Source organism: Streptosporangium amethystogenes, assembly GCF_000721075.1.
In the GTDB taxonomy this organism is placed as follows: Bacteria; Actinomycetota; Actinomycetes; order Streptosporangiales; family Streptosporangiaceae; genus Streptosporangium; species Streptosporangium amethystogenes.
Genome location: NZ_JOEQ01000022.1, coordinates 16579 through 34622 on the forward strand (window position 1 = coordinate 16579; position 18044 = coordinate 34622).

Annotated in this window: 13 protein-coding genes and 1 pseudogene; 12 read left to right on the plus strand and 2 right to left on the minus strand. The window is 69.0% G+C overall.

Going from position 1 to position 18044, the window contains the following annotated elements; all coding sequences use genetic code 11:
* The first annotated feature begins 7 nt into the window (after positions 1–7).
* Positions 8–3829, plus strand: coding sequence for an RICIN domain-containing protein (locus IG98_RS50875; protein ID WP_157594543.1), 3822 nt, complete (start codon positions 8–10; stop codon positions 3827–3829).
* A 174-nt stretch (positions 3830–4003) separates the two neighbouring features.
* Here the strand turns inward: IG98_RS50875 and IG98_RS0127370 are convergent, their stop codons facing one another.
* The gene (locus IG98_RS0127370) at positions 4004–4477 is read right to left on the minus strand and encodes a MarR family winged helix-turn-helix transcriptional regulator (protein WP_030918150.1); all 474 of its coding nucleotides are present in this window, start codon (positions 4475–4477) and stop codon (positions 4004–4006) included.
* Between the two features lie 94 nt (positions 4478–4571).
* On the opposite strand from IG98_RS0127370, the gene IG98_RS0127375 reads away from it, so the two are divergent.
* From IG98_RS0127375 to IG98_RS50880, 9 genes and pseudogenes are all read left to right on the plus strand, one after another.
* Positions 4572–5540, plus strand: a complete 969-nt coding sequence (locus tag IG98_RS0127375) for an NmrA/HSCARG family protein (RefSeq protein WP_030918154.1) — start codon at positions 4572–4574, stop codon at positions 5538–5540.
* Between the two features lie 54 nt (positions 5541–5594).
* Positions 5595–5726: a hypothetical protein gene (locus IG98_RS54375; RefSeq protein WP_281178534.1), complete on the plus strand. Its 132-nt coding sequence runs from the start codon at positions 5595–5597 to the stop codon at positions 5724–5726.
* A 1147-nt stretch (positions 5727–6873) separates the two neighbouring features.
* Positions 6874–7269, plus strand: a complete 396-nt coding sequence (locus IG98_RS45360; RefSeq protein WP_281178536.1) for a transposase family protein — start codon at positions 6874–6876, stop codon at positions 7267–7269.
* An 89-nt stretch (positions 7270–7358) separates the two neighbouring features.
* Positions 7359–8201 (plus strand): annotated as a pseudogene (locus IG98_RS0127390) (IS5 family transposase).
* Between the two features lie 271 nt (positions 8202–8472).
* Positions 8473–11280, plus strand: a complete 2808-nt coding sequence (gene lanL / locus IG98_RS0127395) for a class IV lanthionine synthetase LanL (protein WP_157594544.1) — start codon at positions 8473–8475, stop codon at positions 11278–11280.
* Positions 11277–13151 carry a S9 family peptidase gene (locus tag IG98_RS0127400; RefSeq protein ID WP_030918171.1) on the plus strand — a complete coding sequence of 625 codons (1875 nt, stop codon included), beginning with the start codon at positions 11277–11279 and terminating at the stop codon, positions 13149–13151. Before lanL ends, IG98_RS0127400 begins: the two co-directional genes overlap by 4 nt.
* A gap of 126 nt (positions 13152–13277) precedes the next feature.
* A complete protein-coding gene (locus IG98_RS52650) occupies positions 13278–13394 on the plus strand; it encodes an ALQxL family class IV lanthipeptide (protein ID WP_211264112.1) in 117 nt (38 codons plus the stop codon).
* A gap of 161 nt (positions 13395–13555) precedes the next feature.
* Positions 13556–14647: a radical SAM protein gene (locus tag IG98_RS0127410; RefSeq protein ID WP_084195687.1), complete on the plus strand. Its 1092-nt coding sequence runs from the start codon at positions 13556–13558 to the stop codon at positions 14645–14647.
* Positions 14648–14814: 167 nt separating this feature from the next.
* A complete protein-coding gene (locus tag IG98_RS50880) occupies positions 14815–15045 on the plus strand; it encodes a hypothetical protein (RefSeq protein WP_157594545.1) in 231 nt (76 codons plus the stop codon).
* A 56-nt stretch (positions 15046–15101) separates the two neighbouring features.
* Here the strand turns inward: IG98_RS50880 and IG98_RS0127420 are convergent, their stop codons facing one another.
* Complete coding sequence (locus tag IG98_RS0127420) at positions 15102–16148, minus strand: transposase domain-containing protein (RefSeq protein WP_084195688.1); 1047 nt, start codon at positions 16146–16148, stop codon at positions 15102–15104.
* 87 nt (positions 16149–16235) lie between these two features.
* On the opposite strand from IG98_RS0127420, the gene IG98_RS0127425 reads away from it, so the two are divergent.
* Both IG98_RS0127425 and IG98_RS0127430 read left to right on the plus strand, forming a co-directional pair.
* Positions 16236–17330 (plus strand): sensor histidine kinase, encoded by a 1095-nt coding sequence (locus IG98_RS0127425; RefSeq protein ID WP_030918183.1) that lies wholly within the window; start codon positions 16236–16238, stop codon positions 17328–17330.
* A complete protein-coding gene (locus IG98_RS0127430; RefSeq protein ID WP_030918186.1) occupies positions 17327–17980 on the plus strand; it encodes a response regulator in 654 nt (217 codons plus the stop codon). Before IG98_RS0127425 ends, IG98_RS0127430 begins: the two co-directional genes overlap by 4 nt.
* Positions 17981–18044: the final 64 nt, after the last annotated feature.

The following is an 18044-nucleotide window of genomic DNA, read 5'->3' on the forward strand; positions in this document are numbered from 1 at the left end:
CGTGAGAATGGTCCGACCAGTGGCGGCCATGCTGTCCGTCCTGCTGCTCTCGTTATCGTCGCCGGGCATCACCCCGGCGGCGTGGGGGGCGTCCGCCTCCCCGACGTCCGTGACCGCACCTGCCACGGCGGAGGACCCGCCGTGGGCCGGGCCTGGAGCGTCCGGCCCTGACCTGAGTCACAGCAACCGCACAGCCCCGCCGGCCGGACTGCCGGACTGGTCACGCGCCGGGTACCGAGGCGGCCAGGAGCTGCCTGAGGGCGATACGGATCTGACCGACGACGCCTCCTGCCGTATCTCGCCGGAAGAGCTCGCCTCCTCCTACAGGGTGACGGCGGACGACGGGACCGACGACACCGCCGGACTGCAGAAGGCGATCGACCACATCAAGAGCGACTGCTCGCCGAACGCCAACTTCAACCGGCTCTCGCTCATCGAGCTACCGGCAGGCCGGATCGACATCACCCGGCAGATCTACGTAGATGCCGGATTTCTGATCGTACGGGGCAAGGGCTCCGGCGACGGCGGCACCCGGCTGGTGTTCAGGCCCGGCCTCCAGACCCGCTACGACCAGGTGATCAACGGCCGGTGGGACCAGGAGAGCATGATTGCCGGCACCGCCCCCGACATCGGCAACGGTGGCTGGATCTGGCCCGGGCGTGGCATGTTCCGCGTCCAGACCCGGGAGGTGGCGACCCGGTACAAGGACGACTGGGAGCTGGCCTCCAGCCTGCCCATGCGCAAGGACCTCTACGAGGGCAGCGTCAACCAGCACTGGGCCTCCGGCTTCAAGGTGGCCGCCGCGGCCGATGACCCGGGCTTCTCGGCACGAGCGGGAGGCACGGTCGTGCGGCTGGACGCGAAGGCCGACATGACCAAGTTCAGGCCCGGCGGCTATGTCTGGGTGGGCGCGGCCAACAGCAGGAAGTTCTACGCGCAGCAGGGCATCACCGATCAGAGCATGATCGAGGCGCTCCACATGCGGCAGGAGATGTTCCGGCTCAGCCGCATGGACGCCACGGCCAAGACGATCACGCTGGACCGGCCGCTGAGGTGGGACCTACCGGTGAATTCCGAATCGGACGGCTCCGAACCGCTGAACGGCGGCGGCCCGTACGCCAGCAAGGTCACGCCGCTGAAGGTGGTCGAGGGTGTCGGGTTCGAGGACTTCTCCTTCACCCAGGACATGAACGGCCTGCCGAAGATCGGCGGCCAGGAGACGTACTCGCTCACTCCCGAGCAGGCCGTGCACAACTACGGCAACCTGGCGCCCGAGTACGCCATGCACGGCATCGTGTTCAAGTGGGCGGCGAACAGCTGGGCGCGCGGGCTCAAGGCCACGATGACCGGCTCACACCCGATCGTCACCGAGGTGGCGCGCAACCTGCAGATCGAGCGCAACAGCTTCGACGGCGCCTGGAACAAGGGCAAGGGCGGCAACGGCTACGTGCGTGGCAGCCGCGTGTGGGACTCGTTGTGGGCGCACAACCTCAGCCGCAACCTGCGCCACTTCACCTTCCAGTGGTCGGCGGGCGGCAACGTCGCCTTCCGCAACGACCTCGACTCCGACCTGAACCTGCACGGCGGCTGGGAGCACGACAACCTGTTCGAGCAGAACACGGTGCGAGTCCCCTACGAGCACCGCTCGGCCAGTTGCTCCGCCAACTGCGGTGGCGAGGGCGGCGAGATCGACGCGGGCACCTGGTATCCGATCTGGTGGGCGGCCGGGCCCAAGGCGGGCAAGTGGGCCGGCTCCTCCGGGCCGCAGAACGTCTTCTACGACAACACGCTGAGCAAGCAGACCACCGCCGGCGGCCCGTTCGAGCCGTACAGGCCGTACGGCGCCCAGGCCGGCACCGCCTTCCAGTTCGGATCGGACGACTCCGACCCACGCGCGTTCCTGCCCCTGAGCCAGAATGGGCAGGCGATCACGGACTGGACCGGACGGGAGACCCTGAACTACCAGGGCAACGGAGTGGCCGCCCTCGATGTGGGACACCGGCACTCGCTGTTCCTCCGCGACACCGGCGGCGAGCTTCCCCCACGTGACCCGAAGCTCGTCGAGATCAAGGCGGCCACCTGGAACATGGCCGGCGCGTCCTCGCCGCAACAGGGCGACAGGTACGCGACCGCGCTGCCCGCTTTGCACACCCGGGAGAGTCCTCCCAGGGAGAACGACATCCTGGCCCTGCAGGAGACCGGCTATCCCGCCGACCGGCACTATTGGGGCAAAGACACGATCGCGCAGGCCGACTACGTCAAAAGGATGCGCGACGGCAGCACGAACGCGCCTCCCGTCGAGGAGATCTGGCTCAGCCGAACCAGTGGAGGCCGCGGCGGAGGTTACCTCTACTGGCTGAACACGAACGTCGACACCGGTTCCGGCAACCCGGAGAAGATCAATCTGGCCGTCTGGACGCGGAGAAGTGTCCAGAGGGACGAGATATTCGTCGTCCCCGGAGCGACCCGGAACGGCGTTCACGAGGGCAAGTCCCGTCCCGCGCTCGGCGTCAACTATTGCGGGGTCGTCTACTTCACCTGGCACGGGGCCGCAGCAGGCGGCACGGACAACGTCACGATGCTGAGAAACATCAGGAGTCATATGCAGACCGCCGGCCCGAACGGGCAACCGCTGCCCTGGGTGGTCCTCGGCGACTTCAATATGGAGGCTTATGGGCAGACAGGATTGTTGACCGCCCTCGGCGACGACTCCCGTCAGTTCGACGTACTGCCCTCCAGCGGACCCACCCGGCCCGTCACGGGACGCACCATCGACTACGCCGTCACCCAGAACGGCGTCACCCCGGCGCTCTACAGGGGGTACGGGTTCGGGACGCCGATGACCGACTTCGAAATGTCGGACCACCTTCCCGTCGAATACGACTTCTCCTATCTCACCGAGGACCAGCGGTGCACGACGTCCCAACCAGCACGGCAGGCGAAGGCCGTTCCGCGAACAACGCAGAACCTCAGAAGCGCCTCCAGCACCCGCTCTCCCTACCCTTCCGGTTCGGGGACGCGGCCCGGCAGCAGCCGCCTCAAGACCAAGACGTTCGCCCGGTCCGAGCAGAGCGCGCACAATTTCCGGTTCCTGGCCGCCGGTGACGACCCGGGACACTATCGCGTACTGCACAGCTTCACGCGTACCTACCTGGGCCAGGAATCCGGACTCGCCGACGCGCCGGTGATTCTCCAGGGCTCCGACGACGGCGACTCCCAGCTGTGGCGATTGCTCGACATGGGAGACGGCACCTGGATATTGCTGAACAAGGCCACCGGCCAGGCGTTGACCGCCCTGGATCGCGCTGACGGCGAAGAACTGGTGGGTCGTGACCTCGCCGACGAATTCGATCCCGACCAACGCTGGTTCCTCCAGGACGCCGAGAACGAGGCGCTGGACGTCGATGAGATCGTCACCGGCGCGGGATCAGCCATGACCGTACAGGACTCCGATCCGGAACCCGGCACGCCGGTGGCGCTCGAACCCGACAGCGACGATTCCGAAGAAGAATTCATTCCCATATACGCCGACAAGACCGAGGATTATTACTGCTACTACCTCGTCCACAAGGGACTGTATGTCAATTCAACGGCCACCAACCCCGCGGTCGGCGACGGCAACCTGCTCACGCTGAACGAATTCCGTCCCAATGACGGCGGCTACATGTTCTGCACCCCGCCGGCCGACAGGCACGCCTTACAACTGACGGCGGTGGGCCAGTACGACGCGCAGGGCCGCTTCCTCAAGCTCGGCACTGTCGGCCCGGGTCTGCTGGCGCTGAGCGCGTCCTACGGGCTCAGCTGGACCTGGAAAGCCGTCGCAAGCTGACCGCCGGCGGCGTTCTACCGGCGGCATCGCGCCTGCCGATCACCACAACAGATCACGACCCATGACGGACGCCTTCGCCGGGCCGCGGAAACGGCCCACGCCAGTGCCGTACGCGCGCCCCGGCGAAGGCCCGGCATTCTCGTTTCTCGCCCATGCCCTGGCGCGGGAGCGTGATCACAACGAGCAGTCCCGCTCCCGGTGCTCGTCGAGCGCGCGGAGCACGTCGGCGCATGCCTGTGCGAATCCGGCCAGCCGCTCGGGGCCCAGCACGTCGATGAACAGGGCGTGCACCAGCTCGGTGTGCTCGGGGACGGCCTTGTCGATCGCCGCGTAGCCCTTGTCGGTGAGACGCACGTCGGGATAGCGGCGGTCGTCGGAGTCCACCCGCTCGACCAGCCCGCGCTGCGCCATCCGGGTGAGCTGGTGGGACAGGCGGCTCTTCTCCCACTGGGTCGCGACGGCCACCTCCGCGACGGGCATCTCCCGCCGCTCCGACTCCGTGAGCCGGACCAGGACCTCGAAGTCGGCCGCGGACAGGTCGCACTCGCGCTGCAGGTGCTGCTGCAGGTGCGAGCCGAGGTGCTTGGCCATTTCGATGTACGTGCGCCACATCCGGTCGGCCTCGCCGATGTCCTGCTCCCATCCCATGACGCCCACCCTACCGGTTGCTTGACGTATCAACCTGGCGCTGTATGGTGGCCGGGTTGATACATCAACCTGAACACATGAGGGGACCGTTTCTGTGAGCGAGCGGCAGATCATCGCCGTGGTGGGCGCGACCGGAGCGCAAGGAGGCGGGCTGGTCCGCGCGATCCTCGACGACCGCGGCGGGCGGTTCGCCGCGCGAGCCCTGACCCGGGACCCGGGTTCGGCGCGGGCCAGGGAACTGGCCGCTCTGGGGGTCGAGGTCGTGGGGGCCGATCTCGACGACGCGGGCAGCCTGCGCAGGGCGTTCGACGGCGCACACGGCGCCTTTGTGGTGACCAACTTCTGGGAGCCGCGCACGCCCGAGGAGGAGCGGGCACGGCCCGCTACCACCAAGGAGCGGGAGCAGGCCGGCAACGCCGCGCGGGCGGGCCGGGAGGCCGGCGTCCGGCATTTCGTCTGGTCCACGCTGTCCGACACCCGCGGCTACTTCCGGCCGGGCGACGGGACGCCGAGCTTCGAGGGCTCGTACAAGGTGCCGCACGCCGATGGCAAGGCCGAGGCCGACCGGTTCTTCCTGGAGTCGGGCGTGCCCACCACCTTCCTGCAGGCGAACGTCTACTACGAGGCTTTCCAGGACATGTTCGCGCCCCGGCGTGACGAGACGGGCGCGCTGGTGCTGCCGCTCGGGTTCGGCGAGGCGGGGGTGGCCGCACAGGCCGCGGAGGACGTCGGCAGGACCGCGCTGGGGATCTTCCGCCAGGGGAACGGGATGGCCGGCAGGCGGGTGAGCGTCGCCGGGGCCGTGCTCACCGGCGCGCAGTACGCCGCCGCGCTGAGCCTGGCGCTCGGCGAGCCCGTCACGTACCAGGCGGTCAGCCCCGACATGATCCGGGCCGCGGGGTTCCCGGGCGCGGGCGAGGTCGGCAACATGCTCCAGTACCTGATCGCGGCCGCCCCCGACATCGCCGAGCTCATCGACTTCGAGCTGCTGCGCGAGCTCAACCCGCGGCTGCAGTCGTTCGACGCGTGGCTGGCCGTCCACCGCGACACCATCCCGCGCTGACCGGCACCCGTCCCTTCCCCGCGCGTGGTCACCCCCGGGTAAACGTCGCGGGAGATGAACGAGCTCCGTCGCATGGGACTCGCGGCGACCGCCGCCGCCGATGGCCTCGCCCTGATTCCCGGCACGGCGAACGCCCCCGAGCAGCGGCGCCAACGCCACGGTCCTCTTCCACAGGACGGTGGGTGACCAGGACTACGTCCGGCGCGAGATCACGGACGAGCCGGGCGGCGGCACCGGCCAGCACGCTGGGCTCGACGATGGTCTGCCCGGCCTTGTACACCCGGCACTCTCAGGTCGAGTACAACGCGATCGAGGGTGAAGCACCCAGGTTCCGCCGCCCAGAGTGAGCGTTGACTCCCACAGCCCCGGTTCGCAATTCAGCCAGGACAAACACTATGTCCTTACAAACTCTCCGGCGGAGGAGTGGCATGGCGGCTAGGGTGGCCGACATCGTGCGCACGCGGGTCCACAACCCAGAGGCGATTGTCGAGGCGGCGAAGCGCCGCGTGCCGGCGTCTTCTGTGGTGGGGGAGCACGGCCGTGATGTGCCAGCACATTCAGGACGGCGTCCTGCACCGGCGCTCGCCGCCGGAAGCCTGCTGCACCCCACGGCGTGACGCCAGAAGCCATCCACCCCTAATCAACTCGGCCCCCTACAGGGGCAAATGCACGGGCACAAGTGGACACGCACAGAGGGGCAACGGGTGACCATTCCCAATGCCTTCCCAACAGGGACCGTCTACGCCAGACACGGCTAGATAACCGCAGGTGGAAAGCATAGTTCCGCTGCTTCGCTCTCCCGACTCCTAAAGCGGGTGTCGCATGTTCGAATCATGCCGGGGGCACCATCTTGACCAGCGATCACACCCTTGACCTGGGCGTTCGCGCCTTCCCTCTATCTGGCCCTACGCAGCCGTGCGCCACTGTGGGCAGCCGTATGTCAGCGGCTGTGGGATATGCGTGGGATGGATCTTGGAGCGTTTCCGCAGGTCGCCTTTCCTCTGAGTGGTCCGTGGTCACCGATCCCACAGCACCGGCCAGCGGCCGGAGCATGGGCCTGCAGGCAGGGCCCCGGCGTTCCCGGGTTCTGATGCGGTATGGCGACGTTGAGCGTTTGGCCTGGTGGAGTACGAAAGAGCGCGACTTCTGGTGATCTTTCAGGTGTCTAAATCCGAAGATCGTCACAGGAGTCGCGCTCGTGTCCCCATCTTCCCCGACTGCATCCCCTACCGTCTCCTGTCTTGACCAACTCGCCGATCTGGCGTTGTGGGAAGCCGAGCTGGCAGCCGACCCGGTTGTGGCGGAATCGGCGTTGATATGCCGGTTGGCGACGGTGCCCGATCGGCGCTCGGCCTGCGGGCTACGCCATCCGCTGGTGGTCATCTTGACATTGACCGCGTGCGCGACGCTGGTGGTCGGCAGTGACAGCGTCGCGGCGATCTGGCAGTGGGCCGCCCGGACCTCTCAGCAGGCGCTCCAGTGGCTGGGCGCCTGCCGTGATCCGTTCACCGGCCGGTTCACCGTGCCCAGCGAACGGACCTTCCGCCGGGTCCCGGCCGACCTGGACGCCGACGCGCTGGACGCGGCGATCAGCGGCTACGTCACCGAAAACAGCGGAAGGCTGCGGGGTGGAACGTCTGGGGAACCCGGTATCCACGGTGCGCGTGGGGTGGATGCGACAGCGATCTGCGGCCTTTCTCCTGTCTGGTTCCACGATGACCTGAGGTGAGCTCTTTGTAGCTGGCGGCGGCGCTGCAGTTCGCTGCCGTGACCTGCGGGCCTCTGGGCTCGACGGCCTGTGGGCGGTAGGCCATTTCCATGGCTGGACCTCCCCCCTATCCCAGCGATCTGTCCGATGCCCGCTGGCAGCTGATCGAACCCGTCCTGATCGCCTGGCGCGCCCGCCGCCAGGCCGGCGCCCCAGGCTTCGGACGGCCTGCCGAGCACGATCTGCGCACCATCATGAACGCGATCGTGTACGTGGACCGCACCGGCATCGCTTGGCGCTACCTGCCGCATGACTACCCGCCCTGAGCCACCGTGTACTGGTACTTCGCCGCCTGGCGCGACGAAAAAGTGTTCACCGAGCTGAACGGGCTGCTGCGCCGTCTGGTGCGCCAGGCCGAAGGCCGCACCCCCGAGGCATCGGCGTGCGTGATCGACGCACAAAGCGTCAAGACCTCCGCCAACGTCCCCGCCGCCGACCAGGGCACGGACGCGGCCAAGAAGATCGTCGGCCGCAAACGCAGCATCGCGGTCGACACGCTCGGTCTGCTGCTCGCCGTCTTGGTCACCGCCGCCGGCGTGCAGGACTCGGCCGCCGGTATCTCTCTGCTTGACCAGCTCGCCACCGGCCATCCCACCGTCAGCAAGGCCTGGGTCGATGGCGGCTACCATCGCGCACACTTCATCGACCATGCCGCCGCCCTCGGCATCGATGCCCAGGTCGTGCCCCGAGATCCCGCCACCCGCGGGTTCACCGTCCTGCCTCGCCGATGGGTCGTCGAACGCACCTTCGGCTGGCTCATGCAGCATCGCCGCCTGGCCCGTGACTACGAGGCCCTGCCCGCCACCTCCGAAGCCATGATCCACGTCGCCATGATCGACACCATGACCCGCCGCCTCACCGGAGAAAACACCCCAAACTGGCGCGGAACCTGAGTACCCGAACCAGACAGAACTCACAGGATCAAACGCTCACTGACCGTCCTTGTCGGTGTTTACCCAGCTGAATGACACTTGCAACTGACTGAGAACAGCCGCCATTCAGTTCCAAGGCAACTCCAAGTCGCCGTACCTATACCTGAAGCCGATCAGACATCGGGGGCGTTCCTGTCGATATCTGCGGTGGGGCGGCATATTCACGCTGATCTCCGTCCCCTGCTGATCGTCCGGCGGTTCCGCTAGAGGTTGACGCATGCGGGGGTACGGCATGAACGAGCGCAAGGTGCGTGAGAACGAGGTCGACATCGATCGACACGTGCTGGAGGACATCGCCAGAGCGGCCTTGGCGCGAGCGGACCTCGCGGCGGTGGACGGTGAGGACGGCGCCGCCACTTGGGAGTTCCATAGCCGCAGGCCGTGGATGTACGTGACACCGGTGGGCGTGGCGCGCCAGGCGCAGGGCTGGAAGCTGCACGTCTCGGCGACGCCGCTGTCGGCTCCCGTGGTGCTCGCCCGCGTGGTGGAGGTACTGGCGCGGCGCCGCTGCCCCTTCAAGTTCGCGGCGACGCTGGCCGAACTGTCCAACCTGGTGTCCAGGGAGCAGGACCGCGGAGCGGTGGGCAAGTTCGTCACCGTCTATCCGTCCGACGACCGGGCGGCGACCGCGATCGCCGAGGAACTGCACGAGGCCACCATGGGCCTGCCCGGGCCGCGCATCCTGTCCGATCGCGTCTACAAGCCGGGCAGCCTGGTCCACTACCGCTATGGGGTGTTCTCCGCACCCCTCGTGCTGGACAACGACGGCTCCTACGCCTCCCGGCTGACAGCCCCCGACGGCACGCTGGTGACCGACAAGCGCAACGCCTGGTACTCACCACCGCCGTGGGCGTCCTGCCCCTTCGAGTCGGGCGAAGCTCCGGTCCGGTCGGCCGCGCCGGAGGCCGTACTGCTCGCCGACCGGTTCGTGGTGCGTCAGGCCGTCCGGCACAGCGCCAAGGGCGGGGTCTTCCTGGCCGAGGACCGTGACACCGGCGGGACCGTGGTCGTCAAGCAGGCCCGGCCGCATATGGGCGCCAAAATGAGCGGACGTGACGAGCGTGACAACTTACGTCACGAGTGGCGGATGCTCGGCCTGTTCGGGCCTCTCGGCATCACTGCGCGCAGGGTGGCGCTTTTCGACAAGGACGACAGCCTGTTCCTGGTGCAGGAGCGCGTCGAGGGGACCGTGCTCACCGCCTGGGCGGGCGAGCGCAACGCCGAGCGCCGGCGCGAAACAGTGCTGCGCCTGGTGGGGCGGCTCGTCGACTTGGTCGCGACGGTCCACGAGCAGGGCTATGTCGTGCGCGACCTGACCCCGAACAACGTCATCGTCACCGAGGACGGCGACGGTCGGCTGATCGACCTGGAAACCGCGGCGATGCCCGGCACACCGGTCGGGCGGGCCCGCACCCGCGGGTACGCGCCCCCGGAGCAGGAACGGGCCCCCGCCCATGGGCCCTGCCCCGGCGTCGAAGTTGACCTGTACGCGCTGGGCGCGACCGTGTTCTACCTGGTGACCGCATGCCAGCCGATGTTGCCGCCCGACGAGGGAGAGCAGGCCAGATCGTGGGACTCCCGGGTCCGGACGCTGGTCGAGGTAGCCACCTCAGGCAATCCCCTGGCCGCTGAGCTGGCTCCCATGATCTTGGGTCTGATGGTGGAGGATCCCGCCCGGCGGTGGGATCTCGCCAGAGTCCGCGCGTTCCTGTTCGGCCTGGACACCGGTCCGCAGGCGCCTGCCGTGGCAGGCGGCGGCCGCCGGCTCGGCACCGCCGAGCAGGACCGGTTGCTGTACGACGGACTGGCGTACACCTGGCGCAGCATGTCCGCAGAGTCCCCGGACGGCGGGACGGGACCGGAAGCGCGGCTGTGGCCCGTCGGCGCCGGGTACGGCGTCAGCGCCGATCCGTGTGGCGTCCAGTATGGCGCGGCCGGCGTGCTCCACCTGATGGCCTCCGTGGTGGGGCCCGATGCCGCGCCCCTGCCGCAGGAGCTGCGCGCCCGGCTGACGACGGGTCTGCGCGACGGCGCCGACTGGATGATCGGCCGTCTCGCGGGTGAGCATCGCCCGTCACCGGGGCTGTATTTCGGCCGGGCCGGCATGGCCTGGGCCCTGCATGAGGTGGGCAGGGCGCTCGACGACCACGATGTACGCTCGGCGGGGCTCGGCCTCGCCCTCGAACTGCCGGTCAGCTGGCCGAACCCCGACATCTGCCATGGCCTGGCCGGAACAGGGATGGCGCTGTTGCACCTGTGGAACACCACCGGTGACACGAGGTTCCGCGACCGGGCGAGCGGATGCGCTGACGAACTGCTCAAGGTCGCCCAACGTACCCCCGACACGGTGCTGTGGCCCATCCCGCGGGATTTCGACTCCGCGCTGGCGGGAGTGGTGCACTACGGATTCGCCCACGGCGTCGCCGGCATCGCCGCGTACCTGCTGGCGGCCGGCATCGCGCTCGGACGCGAGGACTGCCTGGAAATGGCCGCCGCCGCCGGTCGTACCCTGATGGACGCGGCCGACTACCAAGGCGCGGCGGCCTTGTGGGCGGAGGGCTCGCGCGGCGGGGCGAAGCTGCCCCACTGGTGCAACGGATCCTCGGGGATAGGGACGTTCCTGGTACGCCTGCACGCGGCCACCGGTGACCGGCGCGTGCTGGAGGTGGCGCGGGCCGCCGCCGTCGCCGTGCACGGCCACCGGCTGCGCTCCGGCACCGCGGCCTGTCACGGACTGGCCGGGGACGGGCAGTTCTTGCTGGACATGGCGGATCTGACCGGCGAGCCGGTCTACCGCGAGCAGGCCGAGGAACTCGCGGCCATGTTGTGGGCGCGCGCCACCATGCGCGACGGGCTGCTCGTGGTGCCCGACGAGAACGGCCTCGAGGTGACGTTCGGCTGGAACACCGGTCTGGCCGGCGTTCTCGCCTTCCTGTGGCGGCTGCGCCACGGTGGGCCCCGCCCGTGGATGGCCGACGCCGCGATCGGTACGGCCTCCGCTCACGAGGCATTCGCGGCCGCCGCTGGGAGGGCGTCATGAGCCCCCTGCCGACGACCCCGGCGCCCGCGACGACCCAGATGGCCGCCGGCCTGCCCGCGGAGCTCCGACGGATCAACTTCAGGTTCTCCGCCACCGGGGAGTATGCCGCCTGCCTGGCCGCCCATGGCCGCGCCCGGCTCATGCCGGAACTGTGGGACCTCACCGGTCCCGCGCCACGGCCACGTCTGGTGCCCACCAGGGACGGTGAGGACTCCTGGACCTTCCCGCTTCCGTTCCCGCTTCCGTCCGGCGACGTCGGTGTGCTGCTCTGCCGCCACGGCAAGCAGTCCGCGCGGCTGCTGCTCGCCGTCCCCGGAACGGACGGCGCGCCGGCCGAGGAGCACGAACTGTTCGCCTCTCGCGGCCCGGGACTCGGGCTCATCGGCGGCATCACGTCGGGCACCGCCGCCCTGCTGTTCGAGAACGGCGAAGGCCGCCGCACCAAGGTGTGGCAGGTGTCAGGGCATGCCGAACCTCTTGAGCCGGTCGCCGAGCTGACCGGCGCGGTCGGCGGCAGGGTCTGGCTCGACGCGAACGGCCGGCGTCTCGCGCTGGCCCGTCCCGAGCCGGGAGCAGGTGGCACGTTCGTCCTCGACCTCGCCACAGGTCTCTTGGCACCGCTCGAAGGAATGGCGGACGGCGAGCACCTGCTCATGGCCGCGCCGCGCACCGGAGTGCTCCTCACTGCGGCACGGCGGGACGGCACGTTCCGTCTCGGCCTCCGGCACCGCGACGACCCGGCGCCGACGGTGTTCCCCGAGCGGCTGAACCACATCGAGGGCACCGTCACACCACTGGCCCTGGATCCCGGCGGACGGCACCTGGCCCTGTCGGTCACCCGCCGCAGCCGCTCCCACCTGCTGCTGCACGATCTCGTGGCGGACACCACCGTCGAGGCAGAAATGCCGGCCGGGACGTTGCAGCACACGGCCCGCTGGACCGCCGGCGGACTGCACCTGCTGCACACCACGCCGGACCGCCCACTCGGCGTGGTCACCCTGCCCGATCCGCTCCGGTCCCGGGTACGGGCCACCGCCGAGGAGCACCCGGGACGCTGGACATCCGCGCGAACGGTGGACTACCCAGGCCCGGCCGGGCCCGTGGAGGCCATCGTGTACGGCGATCCGGTGGCGAGCGAGCGGGTGGTCCTGGCGTTGCACGGTGGCCCGGAGGCCTCCTGGCACTTCGGTTTCGAGCCGTTGTTCCAGCGGATGGCCGCAGCGGGCATGGCGGTGGTCGCACCCAATCAGCGAGGGAGCACCGGCTACGGCGCCGCGCACCGCGACGCCATCCGTGGCGCGTGGGGCGGCCCGGACCTTGCCGACACCCTTCATCTGGGACGCACGCTGGCCGACGCCCGTGGCCCAGGCCGGCAGCGGCCCATGCTGTACGGCATCAGCTACGGGGCCTACCTGGCTCTGCTGGCCGTCGCCGCGGAGCCGGACCTGTGGGCCCGAGCCGCCGTCATCGCACCCTTCCTGTCCGGCCGGGAGCTGTACCAGGACGGGCCGCCCAGCGTCCGCACGCTGCTCGATCGTCTCGGCGGCCGGGTGGAGCTCGAAGACGCGCTCGGCCCGCGCGACCTGGCCCGGCTGGCGGATCGCATGCGGCAGCCGATCATGATCGTGCACGGTGAGCAGGACCCGATCATCCCGGTCGCCCACTCCCGGCGGCTGCACCGCCGACTGCTGACGGCCGCCCACCCGGTGGCACCGGTCTACCTGGAAATCCCCGGATCCGACCACGACCCGCTGGTCTCCAGCGAGGGACACCTGGTCGCCGACCGTCTCATCGACTTCCTGAGCGAAAGGGCCGCACCGACCGCCGGCCCACTCGAACTCCTGCAAGAGGGGACGTCCGTGCCCGCCTAGCAGGAGCCCCGCGGCGCCGCCCTCCGCGGCGCGCGGGCCCACAGGCTCCGGCCTCATCGTTGTGATGGGGCCGGTGGACAGGCCGTCTCGAAACGAGCGGCACAACGGTTAACGAAAGGAATCACCATGGAGCTCAACATCGACGCCCTCGACATGCTGCCCGCCGCCCAGGAGTCGGAGCTGTACCCCTGTGTCAGCACCTGGCTCTGCGACTGGACCTGCTACGCCACCTTCACCTCCTGACGACGCGGCGGTCGTGACCAGCGTGCTCGGCCCTGATCGGGGCTGAGCACCGGAGGTGGTCCCGTTCCTGGACGTTTCGTCGTCCCGGAACGGGACCACCGTTGATCAAACCCTCGCGAAGAGAGAAACGCCGCGTCAGCCAACGAGGAAAGGACCATGCCATGAGCACCCCACAGGGGCCCAGCGACGTCATCTGGGACATCACCTACGCCTGCCCGCTGCGCTGCGTGCACTGCTACTCCGAGTCCGGCAGACGCCCGGCCCGGCAGCTGAACCATGACGAGATGCTCACGGCCGCCGACGCGATCATTTCTCTGCGCCCACAGGCGGTGGAGTTCGCCGGTGGCGAGCCGCTGCTGGTCAGAAACCTCCTGGAGGTCGCCGAGCGGATCAGCGGAGCGGGGGTCGCGGTCAACCTCTACACCGGCGGATGGACATTCGACCGCCAGTGGGCCGAAGAGGCGTCCCAGGTCTTCTCCCGGATCACCGTGAGCGTCGACGGGGCGAGCGCCGGGGTGCACGACCGGATCCGCGGACGGGCCGGTTCGTTCGAGCGGGCGATGCGCACGCTGGCCATTTTGGACGACGTCTCCGGGGAGCGCGTGGCGCGCGGTGCCGACCCGGTCGGGTTCGGGGTCGACTACGCGGTTGTGCGGTCCAACCTCCATGAGCTGGAGGAGTTCTGCCGCGCGGTCGCGCCCCGGTTCCCGAACCTGCGCTTCCTCACCTTCGCCGCCGCGGTGCCGTCCGGTCTCGCAAGCAGAAAGGGATTCGCCGAACACGAGCTGCTGGACTTCGACCAACTGCGCACGCTGGTGAGCCGCGAGCACGTCGAACGGCTGCGTTCCCTCTCGCCCCGCTCGGTGCAGCTCATGACGTCGAACAACATGGTCTTGATGATGCATCCGGACCTCGTCAAGCGACACGGCTTCCCCATGCTGCAGGTGGAGCCGGACGGCGAGGTCCGCGCGATGCCGATTTACGAGGGCACCGTCGGCAACCTCATCACCGATGATGCCGGCACACTGTGGGAGCGCGTCAAGGAAAGATGGAGCGACCCGTTCGTCGTGGAGGCCCTGTCAGCGGTCCGCTCGATGGAGGACTGGGCCGTGGCGACCCGACGCATCGACTACCACTTCGGCACTGACGAGGTTCGTCGCCGCATCGACCGCCGCCCGCCCTACACCCTGGACGAACGGACGAGTGGCCAAAGGCACATCGTGTCAATGGTCGGCCCTGCCTCTGGTCATTAGCTTTGAACGGCCAAGATGGACGCGATCTACCTGTGGGAGGTGAAGCGCACCACGGTCGCCGGCCCAAGGCAAGAACGAACTCGCGATCTACATCAAGGCGCTCAAGGCGCTGCCGAAGCAGACCGGCGGACGCAATGTCCTGCCCGGCTTCGACCTCCTGCTCCCCCGTGCCCAACTACGTCAAGGAGACCAACGAGATCGTCATCGCTCACTCCAACGCCGCGAAGTGGGGCAAGAACTCGGGAGTGATCGAATACTGGGTGACCAAGAGCCGCGGATCGCAGCAGGTGCCCGTGGTATCGCCCAAAACCCAGCCGCAGCCTGTGCCGTTCCCGACGCCGCATTTGATGCCGCACGTCGGGCGATTCGGGCTACACGCTGGAGGACCTGCGTCGTAACGCGGAGAACAGGCCCAAGGGCTTGCCTGCCCTGCCGCCGCAGTTGCAGGGCACGCTCACGGGGGCAGCCATCCTCGGAGGCATCGCCCTGTCCATCCTGAGCTTCGGCCTCTACCAGCCGCCGGGACTGGCTTACCGAGATGGCGCGGCCCGCCGGAACCCCGGCGGGCCGCCAGGCTGGTTGACTCCGGAGGGACAGTGACGCTCGGTTCCAACAGGTTGTCGGCCGAACTTGTCGTCCGCGCGAAGTCGGACGACCACCGTGCCGGCCTGGCATCTGACCGGCTGTCGGGCGCGCTGGCGAATTTCGCCCCGGACCTGGCGTCGCTGCTGGCCCGCAGCCCCCGATTGAAGGTGCTGCCGTCGGCGCAGGTGACTCGTACGTCGGCCTCGAGGATGCGCACGGCGACTCCGCCGACGACCGAGAGGTAGGAGGAATCCATGAGGGTCTTGAGGACCGGCGGGCGGCGGCGCTGTCGGATGCGGCCCACGACGCGGGCGCCGGTGGCGTGCACGGCGGCGAGGAAGTCGTTGCTGTCGAAGCCCCGGTCCCACAGCAGCAGCAGCTCGGGACCGAGATGGGACAACAGGCGGGTGGCATAGGAGGTTTCGCTCTCTCGGGTGGGGCCGAACACCGCGCCGATCACGGAGCGGGTGCCGGTCTCGACCGGCGTCATCAACTCGACCTGCGGGTAGCCGCCGTGCGGGCATCGCCTCAGCCAGCCGCGGTTACGCTCACTGTCCGGGGTCTTGATCGAGCTGCGGCCGTTGAAGGAGACCGTGCGGTACGGGCCGAAGCGCACGCCCGGCGTCCGCGGTGTAGCCAGTACGCCTGCCACCACTTCGAACAGCGCCTTCACCGGGGCGCAGCCCACGCGGCGACGTAGGTCACGCAGTCCCTTCGCGCCGGGGCCCGGCAGACAGCCGCCGATGCCGGCGGTCAGCTTGTCCCACACCAGCAGGTATCCGACCTGCGGGAAGAGACACATCGCCACCAGGAAGCACACCCCGACCCGGGACGGCAGATCTCTCAGCCGCCGCTGGACCGCCCGGGTCTCCTCCAGAACAGCGTCCACCAACTCGAAGGGCAGAAACGGAGTCAGGCCACCGAGCTGCCCGGCAGCGACAAGTCACACCCGCGAGATCACCGTGAGTTGACCGTACGCCGCCGGACGGCCCACAGTGAGCGCATGAACAGGGCTCTGGTCGCGCTGACCTTCGGTGCGCTGCTCACACTGGTGATCGGGGTCGTCGCATCTGGAGAGTCCCTGTCGTCGCTCGTGCTCGGCGCGGTGTTCACCGCATTGGCCGCCGCTGGCTTCTCGTGGGTACGTGCGCGCGATCAGCTGGCCTGGTCGCTCGGGTACGTGGTCGTGCAGCTGCCGGTCGCGTTCGTCGTGTTCTCGCTGAACTCGGGGGTCGCCGCGACGCTTCTGCTCGTCGTGCTGGTCAGCCAGTGCGTGCTGCTGCGGTTGCCGATCGCCATGACGGTGATCGTGGTCGGGCTGGTCCCGTTCGTCCATCTCGGCATGTCGTGGGGCGAAGGGCTGCGGGAAGGGCTTGGAATACTTGTCACCGCGGTGTTCGCCGCGATCGTGACGGAGTTGCTGCAACGCGAACAACGCGCCCGTGTCGAACTGGCCGAGGCGCACGAGAAGTTGCGTGACTACGCCGCGCAGGCGGAGCGGCTCGCGACCGTGCAGGAACGCAACCGGGTCGCACGCGACATCCACGATGGACTCGGGCACTCGCTCACCGTCGTCCAGATGCAGGTCAAGGCCGCCCGTGCGGTCCTGCCGACCGACACCGCCAAGGCCGACGAGATACTCGCCAAGGCCCAGGACCAGTCCGAGGCCGCGCTCGCCGAGGTCCGCCGCTCGGTCCGCACATTGCGCGAACCACGCGAAACCCCTCCCCTGCCCGACGTCTTGCAGGCGTTGGCCGAACTGACATCCGCCGCGGGCGTGACCACCCGCGTAGCGATATCCGGCGAGCAACGACCGTTGCCTGACGAGACGCGCGAGGCCTTGTTCCGTGCGGCGCAAGAGGGTCTGACCAACGTCCGAAAGCACGCCCGGGCAACCCGCGCCGACTTGGTCCTGGACTACGCTGACACCGCCGTCCGGCTGGCCGTCCGCGACGACGGTGCCGGCTCCGCTTCGGCACCCGCGTCCGGTTTCGGCCTGGTCGGGCTCCGGGAACGCGCCGAACACCTGGGCGGCCGGTTGAGCGTCGAGTCGCCACCGGGGGCGGGCTACACATTGAGCATGGAGGTTCCCGGATGAGCCCGGTTCGCGTCCTGTTGGTCGACGACCAGGCTCTGTTCCGCGAGGCCCTGGCCACCCTCCTGGCCACGCACGACGCCATCGAGGTCGTCGGCGAGGCAGGCAACGGCGACGAAGCGATCCGTCGGGCCGCCGAGCTCACCCCGGACGTCGTCCTGATGGATCTGCGCATGCCCGTCCTGGACGGCGTCGCCGCGACCCGCCGCCTGCGTGCCGACCACCCCGGCATCGGCATCGTCGCGCTGACGACGTTCGACGACGACGAGGACGTGTTCGCCGCCCTTCGCGCTGGAGCTTTGGGCTACCTGCTCAAGGACGTCTCCTCGGCTCAGCTGATCGAGGCCGTTCTGGCCGCCGCCCGCGGCGAGTCGGTGTTGCAGCCGTCCGTCGCCGCGAAGGTGGTCGCCCAATTCGTCCGCCTGCCCTCGACCAGCGCCCCGGAACCGCAGCCGTTGGTCGTGCCGCTGTCCGACCGCGAACTCGAAGTCCTCTGCCTCCTCGCCACCGGCCACAGCAACCGCGAAATCGCCGCAACGCTTTACCTGGCCGAGGGCACCGTGAAAAACCACGTCACCAACGTCCTGTCAAAACTGAACGCCCGCGACCGCACCCAAGCCGCGTTACGCGCACGGTCACTCGGTTTGCTCTGACCGTTTCCGCTCGGGTCATGGCCACCTCATGACCTCGGGCATGACCTTCGGCACATGGCAGGAC

Coding starts and splice junctions, on each gene's coding strand:
- IG98_RS50875 (WP_157594543.1), top strand. CDS start 8: ATGGTCCGACCAGTGGCGGCCATGCTGTCCGTCCTGCTGCTCTCGTTA.
- IG98_RS0127370 (WP_030918150.1), bottom strand. CDS start 4,477: ATGGGATGGGAGCAGGACATCGGCGAGGCCGACCGGATGTGGCGCACG.
- IG98_RS54375 (WP_281178534.1), top strand. CDS start 5,595: ATGAACGAGCTCCGTCGCATGGGACTCGCGGCGACCGCCGCCGCCGAT.
- lanL (WP_157594544.1), top strand. CDS start 8,473: ATGAACGAGCGCAAGGTGCGTGAGAACGAGGTCGACATCGATCGACAC.
- IG98_RS0127400 (WP_030918171.1), top strand. CDS start 11,277: ATGAGCCCCCTGCCGACGACCCCGGCGCCCGCGACGACCCAGATGGCC.
- IG98_RS52650 (WP_211264112.1), top strand. CDS start 13,278: ATGGAGCTCAACATCGACGCCCTCGACATGCTGCCCGCCGCCCAGGAG.
- IG98_RS0127410 (WP_084195687.1), top strand. CDS start 13,556: ATGAGCACCCCACAGGGGCCCAGCGACGTCATCTGGGACATCACCTAC.
- IG98_RS0127425 (WP_030918183.1), top strand. CDS start 16,236: ATGAACAGGGCTCTGGTCGCGCTGACCTTCGGTGCGCTGCTCACACTG.
- IG98_RS0127430 (WP_030918186.1), top strand. CDS start 17,327: ATGAGCCCGGTTCGCGTCCTGTTGGTCGACGACCAGGCTCTGTTCCGC.